This window comes from Streptomyces umbrinus (assembly GCF_030817415.1).
GTDB classification, from domain to species: Bacteria; Actinomycetota; Actinomycetes; order Streptomycetales; family Streptomycetaceae; genus Streptomyces; species Streptomyces umbrinus_A.
Window position 1 is genome coordinate 2,849,279 of the sequence record NZ_JAUSZI010000002.1, and the last position, 18,361, is coordinate 2,867,639.

The 18,361-nt window shown below is 72.7% G+C and carries 14 protein-coding genes; 6 read left to right on the top strand and 8 right to left on the bottom strand.

Going from position 1 to position 18,361, the window contains the following annotated elements; genetic code table 11:
• Positions 1 to 57 precede the first annotated feature (57 nt).
• Entirely contained in the window at positions 58 to 2,442 is a 2,385-nt protein-coding gene (locus QF035_RS12980; RefSeq protein WP_307520359.1) for a helix-turn-helix domain-containing protein, read from the top strand.
• A gap of 65 nt (positions 2,443 to 2,507) precedes the next feature.
• Complete coding sequence (locus QF035_RS12985; RefSeq protein WP_307520360.1) at positions 2,508 to 5,186, top strand: helix-turn-helix transcriptional regulator; 2,679 nt, start codon at positions 2,508 to 2,510, stop codon at positions 5,184 to 5,186.
• Between the two features lie 156 nt (positions 5,187 to 5,342).
• On the opposite strand, the gene QF035_RS12990 is transcribed toward QF035_RS12985, so the two are convergent.
• Together QF035_RS12990 and QF035_RS12995 are read right to left on the bottom strand one after the other, a co-directional pair.
• A complete protein-coding gene (locus tag QF035_RS12990) occupies positions 5,343 to 6,062 on the bottom strand; it encodes a helix-turn-helix transcriptional regulator (RefSeq protein WP_307520361.1) in 720 nt (239 codons plus the stop codon).
• Positions 6,063 to 6,277: 215 nt separating this feature from the next.
• Positions 6,278 to 7,573, bottom strand: a complete 1,296-nt coding sequence (locus QF035_RS12995) for a macrolide family glycosyltransferase (RefSeq protein ID WP_307520362.1) — start codon at positions 7,571 to 7,573, stop codon at positions 6,278 to 6,280.
• Positions 7,574 to 7,702: 129 nt separating this feature from the next.
• Between QF035_RS12995 and QF035_RS13000 the strand changes: the two genes are divergently transcribed.
• Together QF035_RS13000 and QF035_RS13005 are read left to right on the top strand one after the other, a co-directional pair.
• Entirely contained in the window at positions 7,703 to 8,350 is a 648-nt protein-coding gene (locus tag QF035_RS13000; RefSeq protein WP_307520363.1) for a class I SAM-dependent methyltransferase, read from the top strand.
• A 21-nt stretch (positions 8,351 to 8,371) separates the two neighbouring features.
• Positions 8,372 to 9,235, top strand: a complete 864-nt coding sequence (locus QF035_RS13005) for a 1,4-dihydroxy-6-naphthoate synthase (protein WP_307520364.1) — start codon at positions 8,372 to 8,374, stop codon at positions 9,233 to 9,235.
• A 22-nt stretch (positions 9,236 to 9,257) separates the two neighbouring features.
• Here the strand turns inward: QF035_RS13005 and QF035_RS13010 are convergent, their stop codons facing one another.
• Both QF035_RS13010 and QF035_RS13015 read right to left on the bottom strand, forming a co-directional pair.
• Entirely contained in the window at positions 9,258 to 10,547 is a 1,290-nt protein-coding gene (locus QF035_RS13010; protein ID WP_307520365.1) for a macrolide family glycosyltransferase, read from the bottom strand.
• A complete protein-coding gene (locus tag QF035_RS13015; RefSeq protein ID WP_307520366.1) occupies positions 10,534 to 11,574 on the bottom strand; it encodes a Gfo/Idh/MocA family protein in 1,041 nt (346 codons plus the stop codon). Before QF035_RS13015 ends, QF035_RS13010 begins: the two co-directional genes overlap by 14 nt.
• Positions 11,575 to 11,904: 330 nt before the next feature.
• On the opposite strand from QF035_RS13015, the gene QF035_RS13020 reads away from it, so the two are divergent.
• The gene (locus tag QF035_RS13020; protein ID WP_307520367.1) at positions 11,905 to 13,125 is read left to right on the top strand and encodes a nucleotide disphospho-sugar-binding domain-containing protein; all 1,221 of its coding nucleotides are present in this window, start codon (positions 11,905 to 11,907) and stop codon (positions 13,123 to 13,125) included.
• Positions 13,126 to 13,146: 21 nt separating this feature from the next.
• Here the strand turns inward: QF035_RS13020 and rfbH are convergent, their stop codons facing one another.
• The 4 genes from rfbH to QF035_RS13040 form a co-directional block, all read right to left on the bottom strand.
• Positions 13,147 to 14,457 carry a lipopolysaccharide biosynthesis protein RfbH gene (rfbH, locus tag QF035_RS13025; RefSeq protein ID WP_307520368.1) on the bottom strand — a complete coding sequence of 437 codons (1,311 nt, stop codon included), beginning with the start codon at positions 14,455 to 14,457 and terminating at the stop codon, positions 13,147 to 13,149.
• Positions 14,450 to 15,454, bottom strand: a complete 1,005-nt coding sequence (locus QF035_RS13030) for an NAD-dependent epimerase/dehydratase family protein (RefSeq protein ID WP_307520369.1) — start codon at positions 15,452 to 15,454, stop codon at positions 14,450 to 14,452. The genes rfbH and QF035_RS13030 overlap by 8 nt, the downstream gene beginning before the upstream one ends.
• A gap of 353 nt (positions 15,455 to 15,807) precedes the next feature.
• Entirely contained in the window at positions 15,808 to 16,464 is a 657-nt protein-coding gene (locus QF035_RS13035) for a response regulator (protein ID WP_444968432.1), read from the bottom strand.
• Positions 16,461 to 17,657, bottom strand: coding sequence for a sensor histidine kinase (locus QF035_RS13040; protein ID WP_307520372.1), 1,197 nt, complete (start codon positions 17,655 to 17,657; stop codon positions 16,461 to 16,463). Before QF035_RS13040 ends, QF035_RS13035 begins: the two co-directional genes overlap by 4 nt.
• On the opposite strand from QF035_RS13040, the gene QF035_RS13045 reads away from it, so the two are divergent.
• On the top strand, positions 17,656 to 18,351 hold the full coding sequence (locus QF035_RS13045; protein ID WP_307520373.1) for a YceI family protein: 696 nt from the start codon (positions 17,656 to 17,658) through the stop codon (positions 18,349 to 18,351). The two genes, QF035_RS13040 and QF035_RS13045, sit on opposite strands and share 2 nt — an antisense overlap.
• Positions 18,352 to 18,361: the final 10 nt, after the last annotated feature.

The following is an 18,361-nucleotide window of genomic DNA, read 5'->3' on the forward strand; positions in this document are numbered from 1 at the left end:
TGTCCAACGGCCCCTCCCGCGGCCCTGCGATCGAGCCGCTCCTCCGCTCGCTGCATCGTGACGCTCGGCTCCGCCGACCGCACGCCCGTGGCCGAGCTCGCGCATCGCGTCAGCGACGTGTGCGGCAGGGAAACGAGCGTGCGGCGCGTCGCCTGCCGACCCGACGAGGCCGGTACCGAACACGCCGTACTGAGGCGGCTGCTCGACGATCACGGCGCGGAACCGCTCCCCCCGAACCAGGTACGACACGCGGCCGTCGCCCGTGTCAACGGTCTGCTGGCTCAGGCGCCACTGGTCCTCACCCTGACCGACGCGCAGTGGTGCGACGACGGAACGCTGCGCTGCATCGACCATCTGATGCGCGACACGTCAGGGGAACCGCTGACCGTGCTGCTGAGCCTGTCGCCCAGCGCGCTGCCCGCCGCGGCGGGCGCCTGGCACGAACTGGTCGCGCGAGACTACTGCACGGTCGCCGACGTCGCCGACCTGTGGCCGGGCGACAACGGCGGGCCGGCCGGAGCCGGCCTCGACGACCTCGTGCGCCACGAGTCGCACCTGCTCCGGGTCTCCAGGGCGTCGGTGTTGCTGCGCAGCGCCGACGCCGATCTCGTCGGTGCCCTCGCCGGGCTCCCCGCGGGAGTGGTTGCACGGACACTGAACGCCGCTCGGGAACTCGGGCTGCTCCCGCAGCGGATACCGGCGCACGGTGTCCCGCCCCACCTCGACGCACTGATCGGCACGCTGCCCGCCGCCGAGGGCGAGCGCATGCGTGCACAGGCCGCCGAGATCCTCAACGACGCCGGGCGGCCCGCCGGGCAGGTGGCCGACCTGATCCTCGGGCAGTCCGCCCTGAACCGGCCCTGGATGACCGCCATCCTCAAGGAAGCGGCCGGCACCGCTCGACGCGATCACCCCGCGTCCGCCGTGCGCTATCTCGAACGGCTCCACCGGGACGACCCGGCCGACGTCGCCGTCCGGACCGACCTCGCCGTGGTGCTGCTCGATATCGATCCGACGGCCGCCCGCGAGCACCTCGAAGGAGCGCTGGCCCGCACGGACGACCCGCATGCCCGGGCGCGCGCCGCGGTTCCGCTCCGGCTCGCCGCGCTCATGACGCACCGCACACCCGACACGCCTCGGACGCTCGACAATCTGCTGCGCGAGGTGTGGGCCGGGCGCCTGGACCCGACACCGCCTCCGCGGACCCGGCCGACGCCGGTCGGCGGCACGACGGAACACCTCGCACTCGCCGCCCGCGCCCTGCGCACCGCGCTGACCGGCACCGATCTGCGCGGCGCGACCACCATCGCCCAGCAGGTCCTCCGGGTGGACCGGCCGCGCACCGCCTGGGCGAGGGTCGCCGCGGCCCAGGTCCTCGGGCTGGCCGACGACACCACTGCCGCGCTCGGTCATCTGGACATGGCCATCGCGGACAGCGAGCGACGCAAAGAGGTGTGGGCCGACTGCCACGCCCGGTCGGCCCGGGCGCTGCTCCTGCTCGAGTCCGGCCGGGCGCACGACGCGGCCGAGGCGGCGCTGGCCGCCTCCCGGATCGCCCGAGGGCATGGCTGGGAGGAGCACAGCCACCTGGCGCCGGTCACCCTGGCCCTGGCACTGGTGGCCGGCGCCGACCTCGACAGGGCCGAGGACACTCTGCGTCGACTCGATGGCCGCCGCGTCGACGACTCCGTCTGGGCGTACCACCATCACCTCATGGCCAAGGCCCTCGTCGAGCGCGGACGGGGCAGGCTCGGGCAGGCCCTGGACCTGATGGAGCGGTGCGGGGCGAGCCTCGCCGCAGCGGACGTGGCCAACCCGGTGTTCACCACATGGTGGGTGCACAGCACGGAGCTGCTCATGGCGCTTGGCCGGACGAGCGCCGCCGCGGAGCGGGCCGAACTCGGCCGGCACCTGGCCGAGCAGTGGCCCACGGCCCGCAGCACCGGGTTGAGTGTGCTGGCCAGGGGCATGGTGGCCGCGGCCTCCGACCGTGTGGAACTGCTCGCCGAGAGTGTCCGCCTGCTGGACAGCAGCTCCGACCGGTACTCCCGCGCGCTCGCCGAACTGCGCCTCGGGCAGGCGCTGTTGCAGCGGGGGGACAAGAAGGCTGCGCGCGGCCATCTGCACGCGGCACGGGCTACGGCCGTTCGGTACGGTCTGACCACCGTGGCCGAGCCGGCCCGGGCCGCGCTCACGGCGGCGGGCGGTCGGCCCGCGCGGGTCGCGCTCAGCGCCGCCGAGCGTCCCGTGGCGGAGATGGCGGCGGCAGGTGCGAGGAACCGCGCCATCGCCGATGCGCTCTATCTGACCGTGCGCACCGTCGAGTACCACCTGACGAACGTGTACCGAAAACTCGGCGTCACCGGTCGCGCCGACCTCGCGGAGTGGCTCACGTCCCAGAGTCCGGGCACATCTGCGCGCGTGCTCGGCGAAGACCGTTGAGCCAGCGGCCCCCCGCGGCCGGTCCGGCGGACACGCGAGCGAGGCTCCTGGAGCGGTCGGGCGAGATGGAGACGCTGCGGGAGGCTGTGCGCGAGGTCGCGGGCGGCGGGTCGGCCACCGTCGTCGTGCACGGGCGGCCGGGTACCGGACGCAGCGCTGTGCTCGCCGAGGCGTCCGCCTTGGCCCGGCGGGCCGGGCTGCACGTCGTCGCTCCGCAGTGGCCCGCCGACCCGCACCGCCGCCGGGGCATCGCCTCGCACGCGATCGCGGATGCGGCGCGCGACATGCCCGGGGCGCCGCTGGCGGTCGTCGTCGACGACGCACAGTGGGTCGACCCGCCCTCGCTGGAAGGGGAGTGGGTCCTCGCGCGGCACTCTGATGACCGGCCCCTGCTGTGGGTGGTCGCCGGCTGCGACCCGGCGGTCCTGGCCGCGGGCGACACGCCCCGGTACGAGCTGGCGCTGCGCCCACTGAGTACGGACGCCGTGCGGGCACTGCTCACCGAGGCGTACGGCGAGGACGCCGGCGGCGCGCTCGTTCCGGCCGCCGTCGCCGCGACAGGCGGCAACCCTGCGGTCCTGTGCGCGGCGTTGCGGCGGTGGCCTGCCCCGGCGCCCGGCACCGACGACCTCGTGGCCCTGGCCGAGCAGGTGGGGAGGCACCACATGCGGGTGGTTCTGACCCATGTACCCGAGCATGTGGTCGCGTTGGTCAGGGCGAGCACGGTGGCGTACGGGGGCTTCTCGTTCGACCAGGTCTGCGAGCTGGCCGGGATCCTCCCGCCGTACCGCGAGCGGGCCCGTGCGGAGCTGGCCCGTACCGGACTGCTCGACTCCGTTGTCCGTCCCCGGCCCTTCCACTCGCTCGTGGCCGATCGGGTGCTCGGCCTCATGGACGAGGGCCCGCGCGGCGAGTTGTACGAGCACGCCGTGCGGCTGGGCCGCCGCGACGGAGTCCCGGAGCAGGTCCTCGGCCGACTCGTGGCGCACACACGGCTGACCGACCCGTGGGTGCCCGCCGCCCTGTATACGGTCGGCGCGCTCGCCCGGCGGTCCGGCGACAACGCCGACGCGGTCGCGTTCCTCGAACGGGCGGTGGACCGCGGGGCATCCGGCGCGTTGCGGGCGAAGGTCCTGCTGGAACTGGCCGTGGCGCAGCTGTCCGTGGCACCCGAGGCCGCCGACCGCGGGTTCCGCCGCGTCCTGGCCGAGGTCACCGCTCCGGACCGGTCCACCGACCGCCTCCCCGCCGCCGACCTGTTGACCCTGCGCGGCGGGGACCACACCGCGGCGGCGCTCGCCTCGGCCGCGGGGAGGGAAACGACGGCTCCGGCGGAGAGGAGAACGCTTCTCGCCCTGCGGGAGTTGGCGCTGGAGACGGGTCCCGTCGCCTCGATGCCGGGCGGTGCCGTCGAAGCGGGCGCGCCGGTCACAGCCGGCGGGACATCGGCGGGGGGTGCGGAGGAGACGGACACACCGCAGACCGGCACTCCCCGCACCGCCGACCCCGGCTCACCGGCCCGCGCCTGCCGTGGTGAGTCGGGGCCGGCGGTGCCGGAGCTCGATCCGGCCGAGGCCGCGGCTGTTGCATGGCGGCACTGTGTTGCCGGGCACGGGATCCGTGAGGCGCGGCGGCTCGCCGCTGTCGCGCTCGGGCGGTCCGGGACCGGGCTGTTCGCTCCCGGGCTGGCGGCGACGCGTGTGCTCGCCGTCACCGAGGACGTGGACCTCGCGCGGGGCGGGCTCGAGCGGATCGAGGCCGAGGCCCGGCGACACGGGGTGCGGCCGGCAGTCGGGCAGGCCCTGCTGAACCGGGCCGAACTGGCGCTGCGCACCGGCGACCTGGGCGAAGCCCGGGACCGGTTGGCCGAGGCCATGACGGAGGTGCCCCGGCGCCACTGGCATCCCCGGACCCTGCCGAGACTGACCGCGTTGGAGGCGCTCCTCGCCCTGGAGTCGGGGCGGCCGGACCACGCCGAGTCCACGCTGGCGAGGTTCGTGCCGGACCGGCACGAGTACGGTCTTGGCCGGACTCAGCTGCTGTTCGCGCGCGGCGTCCTCGGCCTGTGTACCGGGCGGATGGCCGATGCGAGGGCGCACCTGCGGGAATGCGGCCGGATCCTGCTGGCGGTCGGCTGTACCAATCCCGGTGTCGTGCCCTGGCGTTCGCATCTGGCCATGGCTCAGGCGTCCGTGGACCCGGACGCCGCCGCCCGCCTGCTGGCCGACGACCTGGCGGCGGCCCGGGCCTGGAGCGCGCCGAGCACGGTCGGCTCGGTGCACCTCTGGACCGGTCTCACCCTGACGGGTCCGAGGTCGCTCAGGCATCTGCGTACCGCGGTACGGGTGCTCGCCCCTTCGGCGGCACGCGCACGGTACGTGCAGGCGGTGGCGGAGCTGGCCGCGGCCCTGCTCGACGGCGGTCGGTCCGCGGACGGCCGACGCCTGCTGGACGACGCCTTGGCGGCGAGCCGCGCCGACGGCCGGCCCGTCCCGCGTGCCGAGGAGGTCGCCGCCCATTTCGCCGCACTGCCCCGGACGAGCCGGGCGCGGCTGAGCGCGGCTCAGCTGCGGGTCGCGCTGCTGGCCGCCGAGGGCCGGTCGAACAAGGCGATCTCCGAGGCGCTCTCGGTCAGCCTGCGCATGGTCGAACTCCATCTGACCAACAGCTACCGGGCGCTGGGCATCAGCGGCCGCACCGACCTTGCTGCGATACTCGGTCACGCCGGCCCCGGGGACCCCTGAAGTCCCGGGAATCACACCCGTACCGCCTGGCCCGCCGCCCGAACACCGGGCCGATGCGGGTGTCGGGCGCCCGGGTGCGCGACGGCCGGCCAGTGTTCGGGCACCGACGCGCGGCATCCGCACCCCGCCACCGGACCAGCGCGCAGAACAGGCGCCCTACGTATGGAGCGCGGGGAAGTCGGCCTCGTCCGTCCCGATCAGGCCTTCGCGCAGGGCGACCGCGACGGCCTGGGTGCGGTTCGGGCAGTTCAGCTTGGACAGCACGATCGCCACGATGCGCTTGGCGGCGTGCTCGGACAGCGACAGGGCTCGTCCGATCTGCTTGTTGCTCAGCCCGTCGACGAGCAGCTCCAGCACCTGTCTCTCGCGCTCGGTGAGCACTCCGATCGGCGATCCGGCAGGCGGTGCGGTGTCCTGGCCGCGAGAGAGCGACGGCACCCGCGCGAGCGACTCCGGCACGAGTCGCTCACCGCGGGAGAGCCTGCGCAGCGCATCACCCAGGCCCTCGGTGGTCAGCGCGTTCTGGTCCAGGACGGCGTCGCAGGGCACGCCCCCGCCGGACGCCGCCCGCTTCACCTCGGCGCCGGGCAGCATCAGCGCGACCCGGATCCCGTTCTTCCGGGCGACCGCCGCCAGTTCTGCCGACCACGCGTTCTCCCCGAGCCCGGAGCCGTTCGCACACCACAGCACCAGCACGTCGCACGAAAGGATGAGCAACTGGATGGCGTCCTCCGGTGCCGCCGCCGTGAAGTCCTCGGGCTCGAAGACGGCGTACTGCTCCACGTGCGCGACGTCCGCCAGCATGCGGGCGAGCCCGCCGCGAGCCACCTCACCCCGCGCAACAACAGCGACTCTGACCGATCCCCACTCATTCATGTACTGCTCCCCCGTCCGTCCGTCCACCCGACCGACTGCCGGTGCGATTCGGCCAACCTGCAGCCGTCTCGCACGCATCGTCGATTATCACTCGGGAGAGGACCCTGTCCACGGCCTTTTACCTGACGATCGCCGGGCGCCCACGTCTTCCGTGACGCGCGTAGAACCAACCGAAGGGCGGCGCCACGGCCAGGGGCCGGGGTGCCGACGCTGCCCTACTCGGTGCGGGACGCGACCGCCCGACGCGCGGCCACCGCCTCGACGTAGTCCGCGGCGATCGCCGGACCGTCGGTGGAGCGCAGGGTCTCGCTCAGCGAACGGACCTGCGCGCGCGTGTGACCGTCGGCGGCGACGCGGTCCACCGCCTCGCGCAGCCGCTCGCCGGTGGCCTCGGCCGGCGGCAGATGCACGCCGAGGCCGAGCTCCTGGAGCCGGGCCGCGACGAGTCGTTGCTCGGGCATGTGCGGCACGGCGACCACCGGCGTACCGAAGTACATGGCCTCCATCACGCTGTTCATGCCCGCGTGCGACACGAACGCGTCCGCCCGCTCCAGCACGGCCAGTTGGGGGACCCAGCGGTGCAGCTGGACATTGTCCGGCACGATGGGCAAGCCGTCGCCGTCCGCCCAGGCCCCCGCGGAGACGACCACATGCCATTCGGTGTCCGCGAATGCCTCGACGCACGCGCGCACGAACTGCCGCTGGTGGTCGAAGCTGAAGCTGCCCATCGACACCAGCAGCAGCGGACGTCCGTCGCCCGGCGGATGCCAGGGGGCCTCCTCGGCCCGGTTGCCGATGCACGCTCCGACGAAGGCGAACCGGTCGTCGAAGGTCTCCTCGGCGGGCTGGAACCGCCGGGGCAGGAACACCAGGTTGGCGTCGTCGGCGGGCGCGTTGAACTCCTCCAGCGTCACGTCCTCCAGGCCGTGATCGCGCAGCAGTTGACCCTGCTTGACGAAGAAGTCGACGAGGGCGGGATGCTCCCGGTCGATCTCGTCCGCGTACAGTGCGCCGATCTGCTGGGTGAGCGAGTAGTGCTCGTTGGAGGCGAAGGTCGCGAACAACTCGATCGCGGGCCGCTCCCACTTGCGGGCCAGCACCCGGCCGGCGGCGAAGGTGCTGACGTCGTACAGCAGGACGTCCGGTATGTCGTCACCGAACCCGGCCTCGTAGACCGGAACGGTGGCGATGGCCTCGTCGATCGAGCGGACCGGCTCGTGCACCATGTACTCGGCGTCCACCCGCTCCGGCAGCTTGCGTGAGGCGAGCCACGACTCGTACTCCAGCACCTCGGCGCCGGCCCCGGCGGCCAGGGGAGCGAAACGTGCGTTGGTCGCGAAGGTGACCCGGTGGCCGCGGCGCACGAGCTCCGCGACGACGGGCAGCGTCGTGTTGATGTGACCGAACGCGGGAAATGGCATGAACGCCACGTGATACGCCGACATGAACGGCAGCATGCCAGCGGCGGCACCGGGCGGCTCCTCCCGTCGGCCGAACACTGGGGAATTCACCAGGCCGTTCCTGCGGTCCGCCGCGCAGTTCGGGAGAACACCTGGTCTCTGCCTGTTGTTGTGGATCCGCTCGCGGGCCCCGTGCTGCCGTGGGGCCGACAACCCGGTCCCGACGGAGAGCGAGACGCCGTGAGCAACCCAGTAGGTCGCGCCGACACGTGGGAGCCCCGCCCCCAGCGCAACTCCGGCCTGGCCGTCTTCTCACGGGGATGGCCCGACCAGGCCCCCGACACGATCTGCGGCTGGGGCTCCAGCGAGCCGCACACCCAGCTCGTCCGCAAGGGGCTCTCGACGATACTCGAAGCGCACCGTGTGACGACGCTGAACGACGCCGGCTGCGGCGATCTGGCGTGGATGAGCACGCTGGATCTCGGCGGGGTCGACTACATCGGCTACGACGTCCACGAGCGCGCCACCTGGCCCGAGTTGCGGCGGCGCGGCTATCGGCTGGAGGTCGTCGACATCACGGCCGACGAGCTGCGCCCGGCCGATCTGCTGATCTGCCGTGATGTATTCATCCATCTGCCGAACGACATGATCCTTCCCGCGCTGGAGCGGTTCCGCCGCTCGGCCCGGCTGCTCCTCACCACCAGCTACACCAGCGATCCCACCCTGGAGCGGGGCGAGTTCTCCAACTTCGAGCGGATGGACGGACCAAGCCTCAGACACGCGAAGCTCGACCTTGCGCTGCCGCCCTTCGGTCTCGGGCAGCCGCTGGAGCGCATCCCCGAGAACTCACCCAACAAATACCTCGGGCTCTGGGACCTGACCTGCTGACCAACCGACTCCAGGAGCGTCATGGCAAGCCCTCCGACCCTCGCCCACTCGTCGTGCCCCAATGACACCTTCGTCTTCCACGCGTGGTCGACGGGGCTGCTGCCCGGGAGGCCCGCGCCCGCGGTCACGATCGCCGACATCGACGTCACCAACTCCCTCGCCGCGCAGGGCAAGTTGGACGTACTGAAGATCTCGTACGCGGCGCTGCCGTACGTCCTGGACCGCTATGCGCTGCTGCCCTGCGGCGGCGCGCTCGGCCACGGCTGCGGCCCCCTGCTGCTCACCCGCACCCCGTGCGAGCCTGCCGCCCTGGAGGGCCGCGTGGTCGCGATTCCGACCGAGCGCTCCACGGCGTACCTGCTGTTCCGGCTTTGGGCACGGGAGGCGCTGGGGGGCGGTGAGGTGCGCACCGTCACGATGCCGTTCCACCGGATCATGCCTGCGGTCCGGGACGGCGAGGTGGACGCGGGCCTGGTGATCCACGAGGCCCGGTTCACCTTCCACGAGTACGGCCTGCATCGCCTCGTCGACCTCGGAGAGGCCTGGGAGGCTCAGACCGGGCTGCCCATCCCGCTCGGCGCCATCGTCGCCCGGCGCGACCTGGGTGCCGCGCGGCTCTCGGGGATCACCGAGGCGATCCGGGGTTCCGTCCGGCACGCGTGGGCCGACCCCGAAGCGTCACGGGACCATGTGCGGGCGCATGCACAGGAGATGGCCCCCGAGGTGCAGAAGCGGCACATCGAGTTGTACGTCAACGAGTACACCGAAGACCTGGGCCCGCACGGCTACGTGGCGGTCCGCGCATTGCTGGACCGGGCCGCGCGGGCCGGGGCCGTCCCGTCGATCCCGCCCGAGGCCCTGGACCCGGTGGGCGCCGCCGGGTGAGGCCGGGTGCGGCCCCGGGAGATCACCGGGGCCGCACTCGGGGCCGCTGTTCCGCATCGGCCCCGGCCCCGGCCATGATCGCCTCCAGCCGGTCGGCAACCGCGGCGGCCCCCGGGGCGGTACGGACACTCCTGCTCAACTCCTCCACCCGGCACCGGATTTCGGCGTCGGCGGCGATCGCCTCGACGGCGGAGCGCAGGGTGTGGGCATCGAGGTCGCCGGGGCTGACCGACCGACCCACGCCGAGGTCGACGACCTGCTGGGCGATGGCGCCCTGGTCCGGCTGCTGCGGCACGACGACTACCGGTACGCCCTGGTGGAACGCTTCCATCAGGCTTCCGGTGCCGCCCTGGCAGACGAACGCGGTGGCGTGTTCGAGCACCGCCAGGTGCGGCAGCCAGGCGTGGGCCTCGACATTGGGCGGAAGCGTCCCGAGGTCCGACGGATCGACCCCGTTGCCGAGCGTCATCACGACGTGCCACGGGGTTCCGGCGAAGGACTCGGCGCAGGAGCGGAAGAAGTCCGGGCGGCGGTTGACCGAAGTGCCGAGCGAAACCAGGAGCACCGGTGGTGCGCCCGGCGGTGGCGACCACGGTCCCGTGAAGTCCGCCGCGCGCAGGCACGGTCCCGCGAAGAGGTAGTCGTCGCCGAAGGTCTCCCCCCTCATCTGGAACTCCCGGACGACGAACGAGATGTTGACCGCCGCGTCGTCGCCGCTCGCCAGCCCGCCGGCGAACTGGTCGGCCACCCCGGCCGCCTCGACGCGGGCGGTCAGCTGCCCGGCCAGGTCGCGCAGCCGGGGGTCGTCCGGGTCGGCCGGCGCGTGCGCGGGGTCCGCCTCGGTGCCGTTCTGCGGCACGTGCTCGTTGGTGCCGAACCCGGCGTACGTGCGCACGGTCGGCACGTGGTGTCTCCTGCTCACTGCGGCCGCCGTGTCGGAGGCAAGCGCGTCGTGCACGACCAGCTGGGGCGGGTCGGCGGCCGCGGCCCCCAGGGCGGCCTCGAGAGGCGCGAAGCTCTCCCTGAGGAAGGCCAGCAGCATCGTCGTCGCGGTCTCGGTTGCGGCGATCGACTCCGGGAACACCGAGGCGTACGGCACCACACGTGCGCCGGTGCCCGCGACATGGCCGGCGAGTCGGTCGGCCACCACATAGGTGACCCGGTGGCCGCGCCGCAGCAGTTCCTCGACCATTCCGAGGGTCGCCTTGATGTGCCCGTACGCGGGAAAGCCCAGCCACAGCACGTGCTGTCCGGGTCGCTCGCCGACGGGGCCGGCGTCCGTGAGGGTGACCGGGGGTCTACGCAGGGACATGGGCACTCCTCGATCCGGGCCCTGCGGCCCGGCTCCGGGCGGTGCCCTCGGGACCGCCGGCCAGCGTCATGATCGATTCCAGCAGCGAGGCCTGGCGGACCGCGGCGACGGAGTACGACTCGTGGGCCATCGGATCGGCGCAGGCCTCGGCGAAGGCGGTCACCGCGCCGAGGAACTGGTCGGCGGCCGGCAGCACCCGCTCCTCGCGGCGGTCCGCCCGGTGCAGCCGCAGCACGGGCCGTGTCCTGGGTGGCGGGGTGAAGGCCCAGTCCACCTCGATACGGCCCTCGCTCCCCCAGATCGCGTAGGTGTTGCGGTAGGCGTGGTCCAGGCCGAAGTCGCACTGGGCGGTGACGCCCGCGCCGTCGGCGAGCAGCACCGAGCCCGCCGTGTCCACGCCGCCGTCCTCCTCGAACCGCAGCCGGGCGCCGAGGACTTCGATGTCAGCGCCGAGGAAGAGCTGGGCGGCGCGGACGGGGTAGCAGCCGGTCTCGCGCAAGGCTCCGCCCGCCAGTTCACGGCTGTAGCGGATGAGCCCTGGATCGGCCCGCGGGATGCCGAAGGAGCCGCTGAACACCCTGGGCGTCCCGATGACGCCGTCGGCGACCAATTCGCGGACCCGCTCGTGCTGGGTGTGCTGGAGGAAGGCGAAGTTCTCCATGAACGCCAGTCCCCGCTCACGCGCCGTTCGGGCCAGGTCAGTGGCCGCGGCGGCGCTCACCGTGAGCGACTTCTCCACCAGGACGTGCTTGCCGGCCCGCAGGGCCGCGTCTGCCCACTTCTCGTGCAGGGCGTTCGGCACCGGGATGTAGACGGCCCGAACGTCCGCACGCTCCAGGAGCCGCTCGTAGCCGGTCACGGCCTCGCAGCCGAACCGGTCCGCGAACGCCCGCGCCTTGTCGGAAGTACGGCTGGCCACGGCCACCAGGCGCACCAGCGGACAGCGGCGCAGGGCCGGCACGGTGCGGCGCCAGGCGATGTCGGCCGCACCCAGGACGCCGATGCCGATCGGTTCGGCGTCAGCCACGGCGGCCCCCGTGTTCCGTTGTCGGGGTGCGGGTCGTCGGAGAGCTGCGTGACGTGCGTGCGATGTGCGGCATCGGCTGCATGGGGTCCCCCACCACTGAAGTCCAGGGGCCGGCCACTGCAGACCGGCCTCAGCGGATCCCATATGTCTCACATCGATTCCGGCCACGGCCGAAGGGCACCCGGAGTCTGCGATTTTCCCCAGACTGCGCCCGGAGAGCGTCACGACCTCTCTGGTCGTCACCGCGATGGGGCAGGATCGCGGCGTTACCCGTGCCCGGCCCGCAGAGCGGCCGCGCCGTCGACGACACACCATCGACAGGGGTGTTCCATGCGCGTGCTGTTCTCCGTGTCCTCCTGGCCGACGCACTACGCCTCGATGGTGCCGCTGGGCTGGGCGCTGCGGGCGAGCGGACACGAGGTGCGGGTGTTGTGCGCGCCCTCGCAGACGGACTCGGTGACCCGGGCGGGCCTGCAGCCGGTGCCGGTTCTGGACGGCATGGACGTCGCCGTGCACAACCGGATGTCGTACGTGCGGGAGGCGCTGAGCGGGAACTGGCCGTATCCGTGGCTGCCGCTGCACCCGGTCACCGGCGCGGTGATGTCCGCGCTCGGCGACTTCGACTTCGCGGACTACCGGCGCACGACCGAGCCGGAGTACGCGCGCCGCGCCGCGCAGGGGCACGACCGGGCGGTGTGGTTCGCCCGCCGCTGGCGGCCGGACCTCGTCGTGCACGACCCGGTGAGCACGGAAGGGCCGCTCGCCGCCCGCGACCTCGGGGTGCCGGCCGTGCTCGCCCTGTGGGGCCCGGTCGGCACGCACGAGGCCGACGGCCCGGACATCCTGGCCGAGGAGGTGAGCGGGTCCTTCGAGCGGTACGGTCACGGTCCGTTCGGGGCCGACTCGATCGAGTACGTCATCGACCCCTGCCCCGGCGCGCTGGAGCCGCCGGTGAAGGCTTCCCGGCTTCCGGTGCGGTTCGTCCCGTACAACGGGGGCGGCATCGCGCCGGACTGGCTCGACGAGCCGGCACGCGGCGCGCGGATCGCGGTGACCTGGTCGACGGCGCTCACCTCGATGTCGGGCGCCGACTCGTACCTGCTGCCCCGCATCGTCGCGGCACTGGCCGGTCTGGACGCCGAGGTGGTGCTCACCGGGACCCCGGACGACGTGGCCGCGCTCGGGGAGGTGCCCCCGTCGGTGCGGGTGCTGGAGAACTGCCCGCTGAGCGCGCTGCTCGCGCACAGTGATCTCGTCCTGCACCACGGCGGGGCGGGCAGCACCATGACCGCGCTCGCCGCGGGGGTGCCCCAGCTGGCCGTCACCTTCGCCTCCGAGCAGGCCCGGGTCGCCGAGCGGATGAGCGAGGCGGGCGCCGGACGGCAGCTGCCCGGGCACCTCGCCACGCGGGAGGCGATCCGGTCGGCGGTCGAGGAGCTGCTGGACCGGCCCGGCCACCTGCGGGCCGCCTGGCGGTTGCGCGAGGACAACCTGCGGCGGCCCACCCCGGTACGGCTGGTGGAGCGGCTGGTGCGGCTGACCCGGGGCTGACCCGGGCCCGCCGCCGGCGGCTCAGCTGTGCTTCTCGACGAACTCCCGGACGGACGCGATCATGTAGTCGGTCATCTCGCTGGTGATGCCCGGATACACGCCGAGCCAGAACGTCCGCTCCGTGATGATGTCGCTGTTGGCCAGCTCGCCGCTGACCCGGTGGTCCACGCCGCGGTACGCGGGGTGCCTGAGGAGGTTGCCGGCGAACAGCAGCCGGGTGCCGATGCGGCGCTCGGTGAGGAAGTCCACCAGTTCGGGGCGGCTGAAGGGGGCGTCCTCGGTCAGCGTGATGACGAAGCCGAACCAGCTCGGGTCACTGCCAGGCGTGGCCTCGGGCAGCAACAGGCCGGGGACCCCGTCAAGCCCCTCCCGCAGCCGCCGCCAGTTGCGCTTGCGGGCGTCGACGAAGTCGGAGAGCTTGGCGAGCTGGCTCAGGCCGAGCGCCGCCTGGATGTCCGTCGCCTTCAGGTTGTAACCGACGTGCGAAAAAATGTACTTGTGGTCGTAGCCGTGCGGCAGATCACCCATCTGGTAGTTGAAGCGCTTGAGGCACTTGTTGTCCTCGCCGGGCTCGCACCAGCAGTCGCGTCCCCAGTCCCGCATCGACTCGGTGATCCGCGCCAGCTCCAGGGTGTTGGACAGTACGCAGCCGCCCTCGCCCATGGTGAGGTGGTGGGCCGGATAGAAGCTCACCGTCGAGTAGTCGCCGAACGTGCCGGTGTTGCGCCCCTGGTAGGTGGACAGGACCGCATCGCAGTTGTCCTCGACGAGGAACAGGTCGCGGTCCTTCGCCAACTCGGCGACCTCGGCGGCCTGGAACGGGTTGCCGAGGGTGTGGGCCATCATGATGGCCTTGGTGCGCGGACCGATCGCCGCCTCGATCCGCTCGATCGTCGTGTTGTACGTACAGAGGTCCACGTCGACGAAGACCGGCACCAGTCCGCACTGGATGATCGGGTTGACGGTGGTCGGGAAGCCCGCCGCCACGGTGATGACCTCGTCGCCGGGGCGCAGCCGGCGGTCCTCCAGTTCCGGCACGGTGAGTGAAGAGAGCGCCAGCAGGTTGGCGGACGATCCCGAGTTGGTCAGATGCGCCTTGCGGACACCGATCGTCTTCGCGAACAGCCGCTCGAAGCGCAGCGCGGCGGCGCCGGAGGCGATGCGCAACCGCAGAGCCTGCTCCACCAGCGCGGCGCGGTCGTCCTCGTCGAGGACCGCGCCTGAGGGCAGGATCGGCGTGATGCCGGGCACGAAGTCCTGCCCGGAGGCCTCCCGGTCCCGGTGGAGTTTCCGCGTCTGCTCGATGATGGACTGCACGTCCGTATCAGCCATGAATGCTCTCTCCGTCCACTGCGAAAGTCGAGGGTGATGCCGTGGTGCCGTGCCCGACGCTGTCCCACAGGGCTTGGAGCGCGTCCGGGAGAGTGCGGGCCGGAACCCAGCCGAGTTCCCGGCGTGCCAGGCCGATGTCCAGGGGCTGTTCACCGATCCCGGCGTCGCGGCGCACGGCGGGTGCGGGGCTGCGTACGACCGTGGCGGCGGCCGCGTTCGATCCGGCGATCCGGATCAGCGCGTCCACCGCGTCGGTGAGGCGGACGCCGACACCCGAGCCGATGTTGACCACGGGCGGGACCCGGTAGGCACGCACTGCGCTCAGCACGGCCCTGGCCACGTCCCTGACGTCGACGACGTCCCGCACACCGCTGATCAGCGGCAGCCGCAACTCGCTGGGCCGCTCGGCGAGTTGGTGGGCGATGCCGCCGAGCAAGCTGTGCCGGGAGGCGAACGGCCCGACCGCGACGGCGATCCGCAGCACGACGGCGTCGACTCGTCCCGAGGCGACGGCCGCGGTAACGATCCGCGTGCCGGCGAGTTTGGTCTGCGCGTACCGGCTGGCCGGGCGGCCCGGCAGCGTCTCGGCCAGTCGCGGCTGCCCGGGATGGGCGCCGTACTCGTACGCCGAACCGATGTGCACCAGACGGACGGGTTCCGGCAGCGCGGACACGGCGCCGACCAGCCGCTCGACGAGGGTCACGTTGCCGTCGGCGAGTTCATCGTCGGTGACGTTCCACAGGGCGCCCGCCGCGTTCACCACCGTGCCGGGCCGCAGGGCGGCGAGTTCGGCGGCGAGGGAGCCGGGGTCGGTGCGGACAACGTCGAGGGGTACGGCCCGGCATCCGGCCGGCAGGTCGCGGCTCTGTGTTCGGCGCACCACGGCGACCACGGGCCAGCCGGCGGTGCGCAGCGCGGCGCACACGGCGCGGCCGACGAAGCCGCCGGCGCCGAGCACCACGGCGGCCGGCCGGACTGCGGAACCAACTGGGTCCATGGGCGAAGCTCCTGGGTCATCTGGCCGAGCGGGGCGAAAGCCCGTCCGGGCGGTCACCTGTGCCGCCACTATTCACGCGAGCCGGAGACGCGCGCACCCGCGGACGGGCCCTGGGCCAGAACTCTGGGTGTTTCCCCCGATCCTCGGCGCCGTCGCCCGGTGGACTGGTGACCATGTCGCCAAGGGCGCGATCCTCGAGGCGCCGGCGGAGTTCGACGCAGAGGTGGTCGCGGCACTGCTGCACGCGCGGGTACGCGAGCGCGCTGGTGTACGGAGTCCCGCAGCTCGCCGTCACCACGCCGGTGGCCGACCAGCTCCACCGCGGGGCAGGCCGGGAGTGGCGATGCCGGGCCCTACGAGCCGATGATGCCCGCGTCGTGGGCGAGGAGGCCGGCCTGGGTACGGTTGACGCAGCCCAGTTTGTCCAGCATCCGCGACACATAGCCCTTGATCGTGGCCTCGGAGAGGAACAGCCGGGCCGCGATCTGCGCGTTCGACAGGCCCACGCCGAGGCCGGCCAGGACCTGGACCTCCCGCTCGGTCAGCGAGGCGACCAGCTCGCGTGCGCGGTCGCGGGCCGAAAGACTGTCCGTCGACGCGGCGATGAGCCGACGGGCGGCTGACGGCGAGAGGACGGTGTGCCCCTGGGCAGCCGTCCGTACGAGTCCGATCAGCTCCTCCGGCGGGGTCGACTTGACCAGGAAGCCGGTCGCGCCGGCCCGCAGGGCACGCAGCACGTACTGGTCGGCGTCGAAGGTCGTCAGCACCACGATGTTCGGCGGCTGTGCAAGCTCGTTGATGCGTTCGATCGCGGTCAGCCCGTCCATGCCCGGCATGCGCAGGTCCATCAGCACGACATCCGGGCGGTTGCGCCGGACGGCCTCGATGCCGTCCGCGCCGTCGTGGGCCACGTCGACGACCTCCAGGTCCTGGGCCGAGTCGAGAATGGTGCGCAGGAACACGCACACCATGGGCTCGTCGTCCACCACCACTACTCGGGCCACGCTCACACCGCCGATTCCGCGGTCGGGACGTACGCGGGCAGCGTCGCCTCGACACTGAACCCGCCGTCGGAACAGGGTCCGGCACGCAGGGTGCCGTGCACGAGCTCGATGCGCCGGCGCAGATGCGCGATACCCATGCCGGAACCAGTGCCCGCGAGGGCGCTGCTCGCTCTGCCGGTCGGGGCACTGTTGTGGACCGTGATCCGCACCTGAGCCTCGTCGTACTCCACCCGCACGGTCACCCGGGCGCCGGGCGCGTGCTTGCGGACGTTGGTCAGCGCCTCGCGCAGGACGCGGTAGGCGGTGCGCCCGACCACCGGTGAGGCGAGGGCCGGGTCGCCGTCCTCGATCAGCTCGGTCGGTGTGCCCACCGCCATCGACTCGGCGACCAGGTCGGCGAAGCCCCCCACCGAGGGCGTCTGGTCACCCTCGGGCGTGGTGCGCAGGATACCGACCAGGTCCCGCAGTTCCTCAAGGACTTGGCAGCCCGCGGCGCGCAGTTCCTCCGCCGCCTGCCGGGTCCCGTCGTCCTGCGTCGTCACCCGCAGGGCTCCGGCCTGCAGCACCATCAGGCTCACCCGGTGCGTGACGATGTCGTGCATCTCCCCGGCGAGCCGCGCGCGTTCTTCGGCGCGGGCCTGTTCGGCGAGCAGGTGGCGCTCCCGCTCGGCTCGCTCGACCCGTTCGACGAGGGCGAAGACGATGCGCCGGCGGGCGTCGAAGTACAGTGCCAGCAGCGGCCCGACCGCGGTGCGCAGCAGCCCGATCGTCATGACGGTGACCGACGGCTCCCAGGGCCGCATGATGACGAGGGTGAAGGCGGCGAGCACGAGGAACGCCGTGCGGCGGTTCTGTTGGTAGAAGAACGGGCCGTAGGCGGCCACCAGGGTCGCGTACGGGGCCCACACGTTGGTGTCATGGGCGGGCGTCAGCACGCCGGCCGGTGAGATCAGCAGCGTCAGGGCGACCGTGAACGCGCCGAACACGCCGACGACGGTGAGCGGGGCGACGCGGCGGAAGGCCAGCGAGGCGCAGGCGAGCGCCTGCACACCCAGCATGACCCAGGCGAGGGTGTCCGGACGGTCCGGCCACCAGCTGGCGCCGATCAGCGTGGTGCCGGTGTCGAGCAGCGCGAAGCCGGCCGCGATCGCCACGTCCACGGCCACCCAGTGCCGGCGGTGCCACGGTCCGTCAGTCATGACGCTTACCGTAGGCCATCCGCGCTACCACCCCGCCCGCGTTGTGATCATCCGGTACCTCCGCCTCGTGCGGACCCTACGAAAGTCGCATGCGGCCCGCGACGACCAGCCGTTCGTCGCTCCGGGAACCGACCGCTCGCCCTGCCGCGCGACGGGCCGGCTGCCGTGGAATGAGGGCATGGATGCAACAGGCAACCCCACCACGACGACTCCCCGGCTCGGTCGCTACACGATCGACACAAAGAGCTCGTCCATCTCGTTCAAGGGCAGACACCTCTTCGGCCTCAGGCCCGTGCACGGAACGTTCGCGATCCGGGGCGGCACGGTCGACGTGGCCGAGCCGCTGTCGGAGTCGCGTCTGCGCGTGGAGATCGACGCAGCGAGCTTCAGCACCGGCAACGACCAGCGGGACGGCGACGTACGGTCGGCGAAGTTCCTGGACACCGACCGGAACCCGCTGATCACGTTCGTCTCCGAGCGGGTGGACACCACGTCCGTCTCCGGCACGCTCACCGCGTGCGGGGTCTCCCGGTCCGCGAGCCTGTCCATCGTGCACGCGCAGGTGACCGCCAACGGGTTCACCGTCCGGGCCACCACCCGCGTCGACCGTACCGAGTTCGGTGTGACCGCGGCCCGCGGGATGGCCGGGCGCCATCTCGACCTGACGTTGGAGGTCACGTGCGTCCACGCCTGACGTCGCCGTA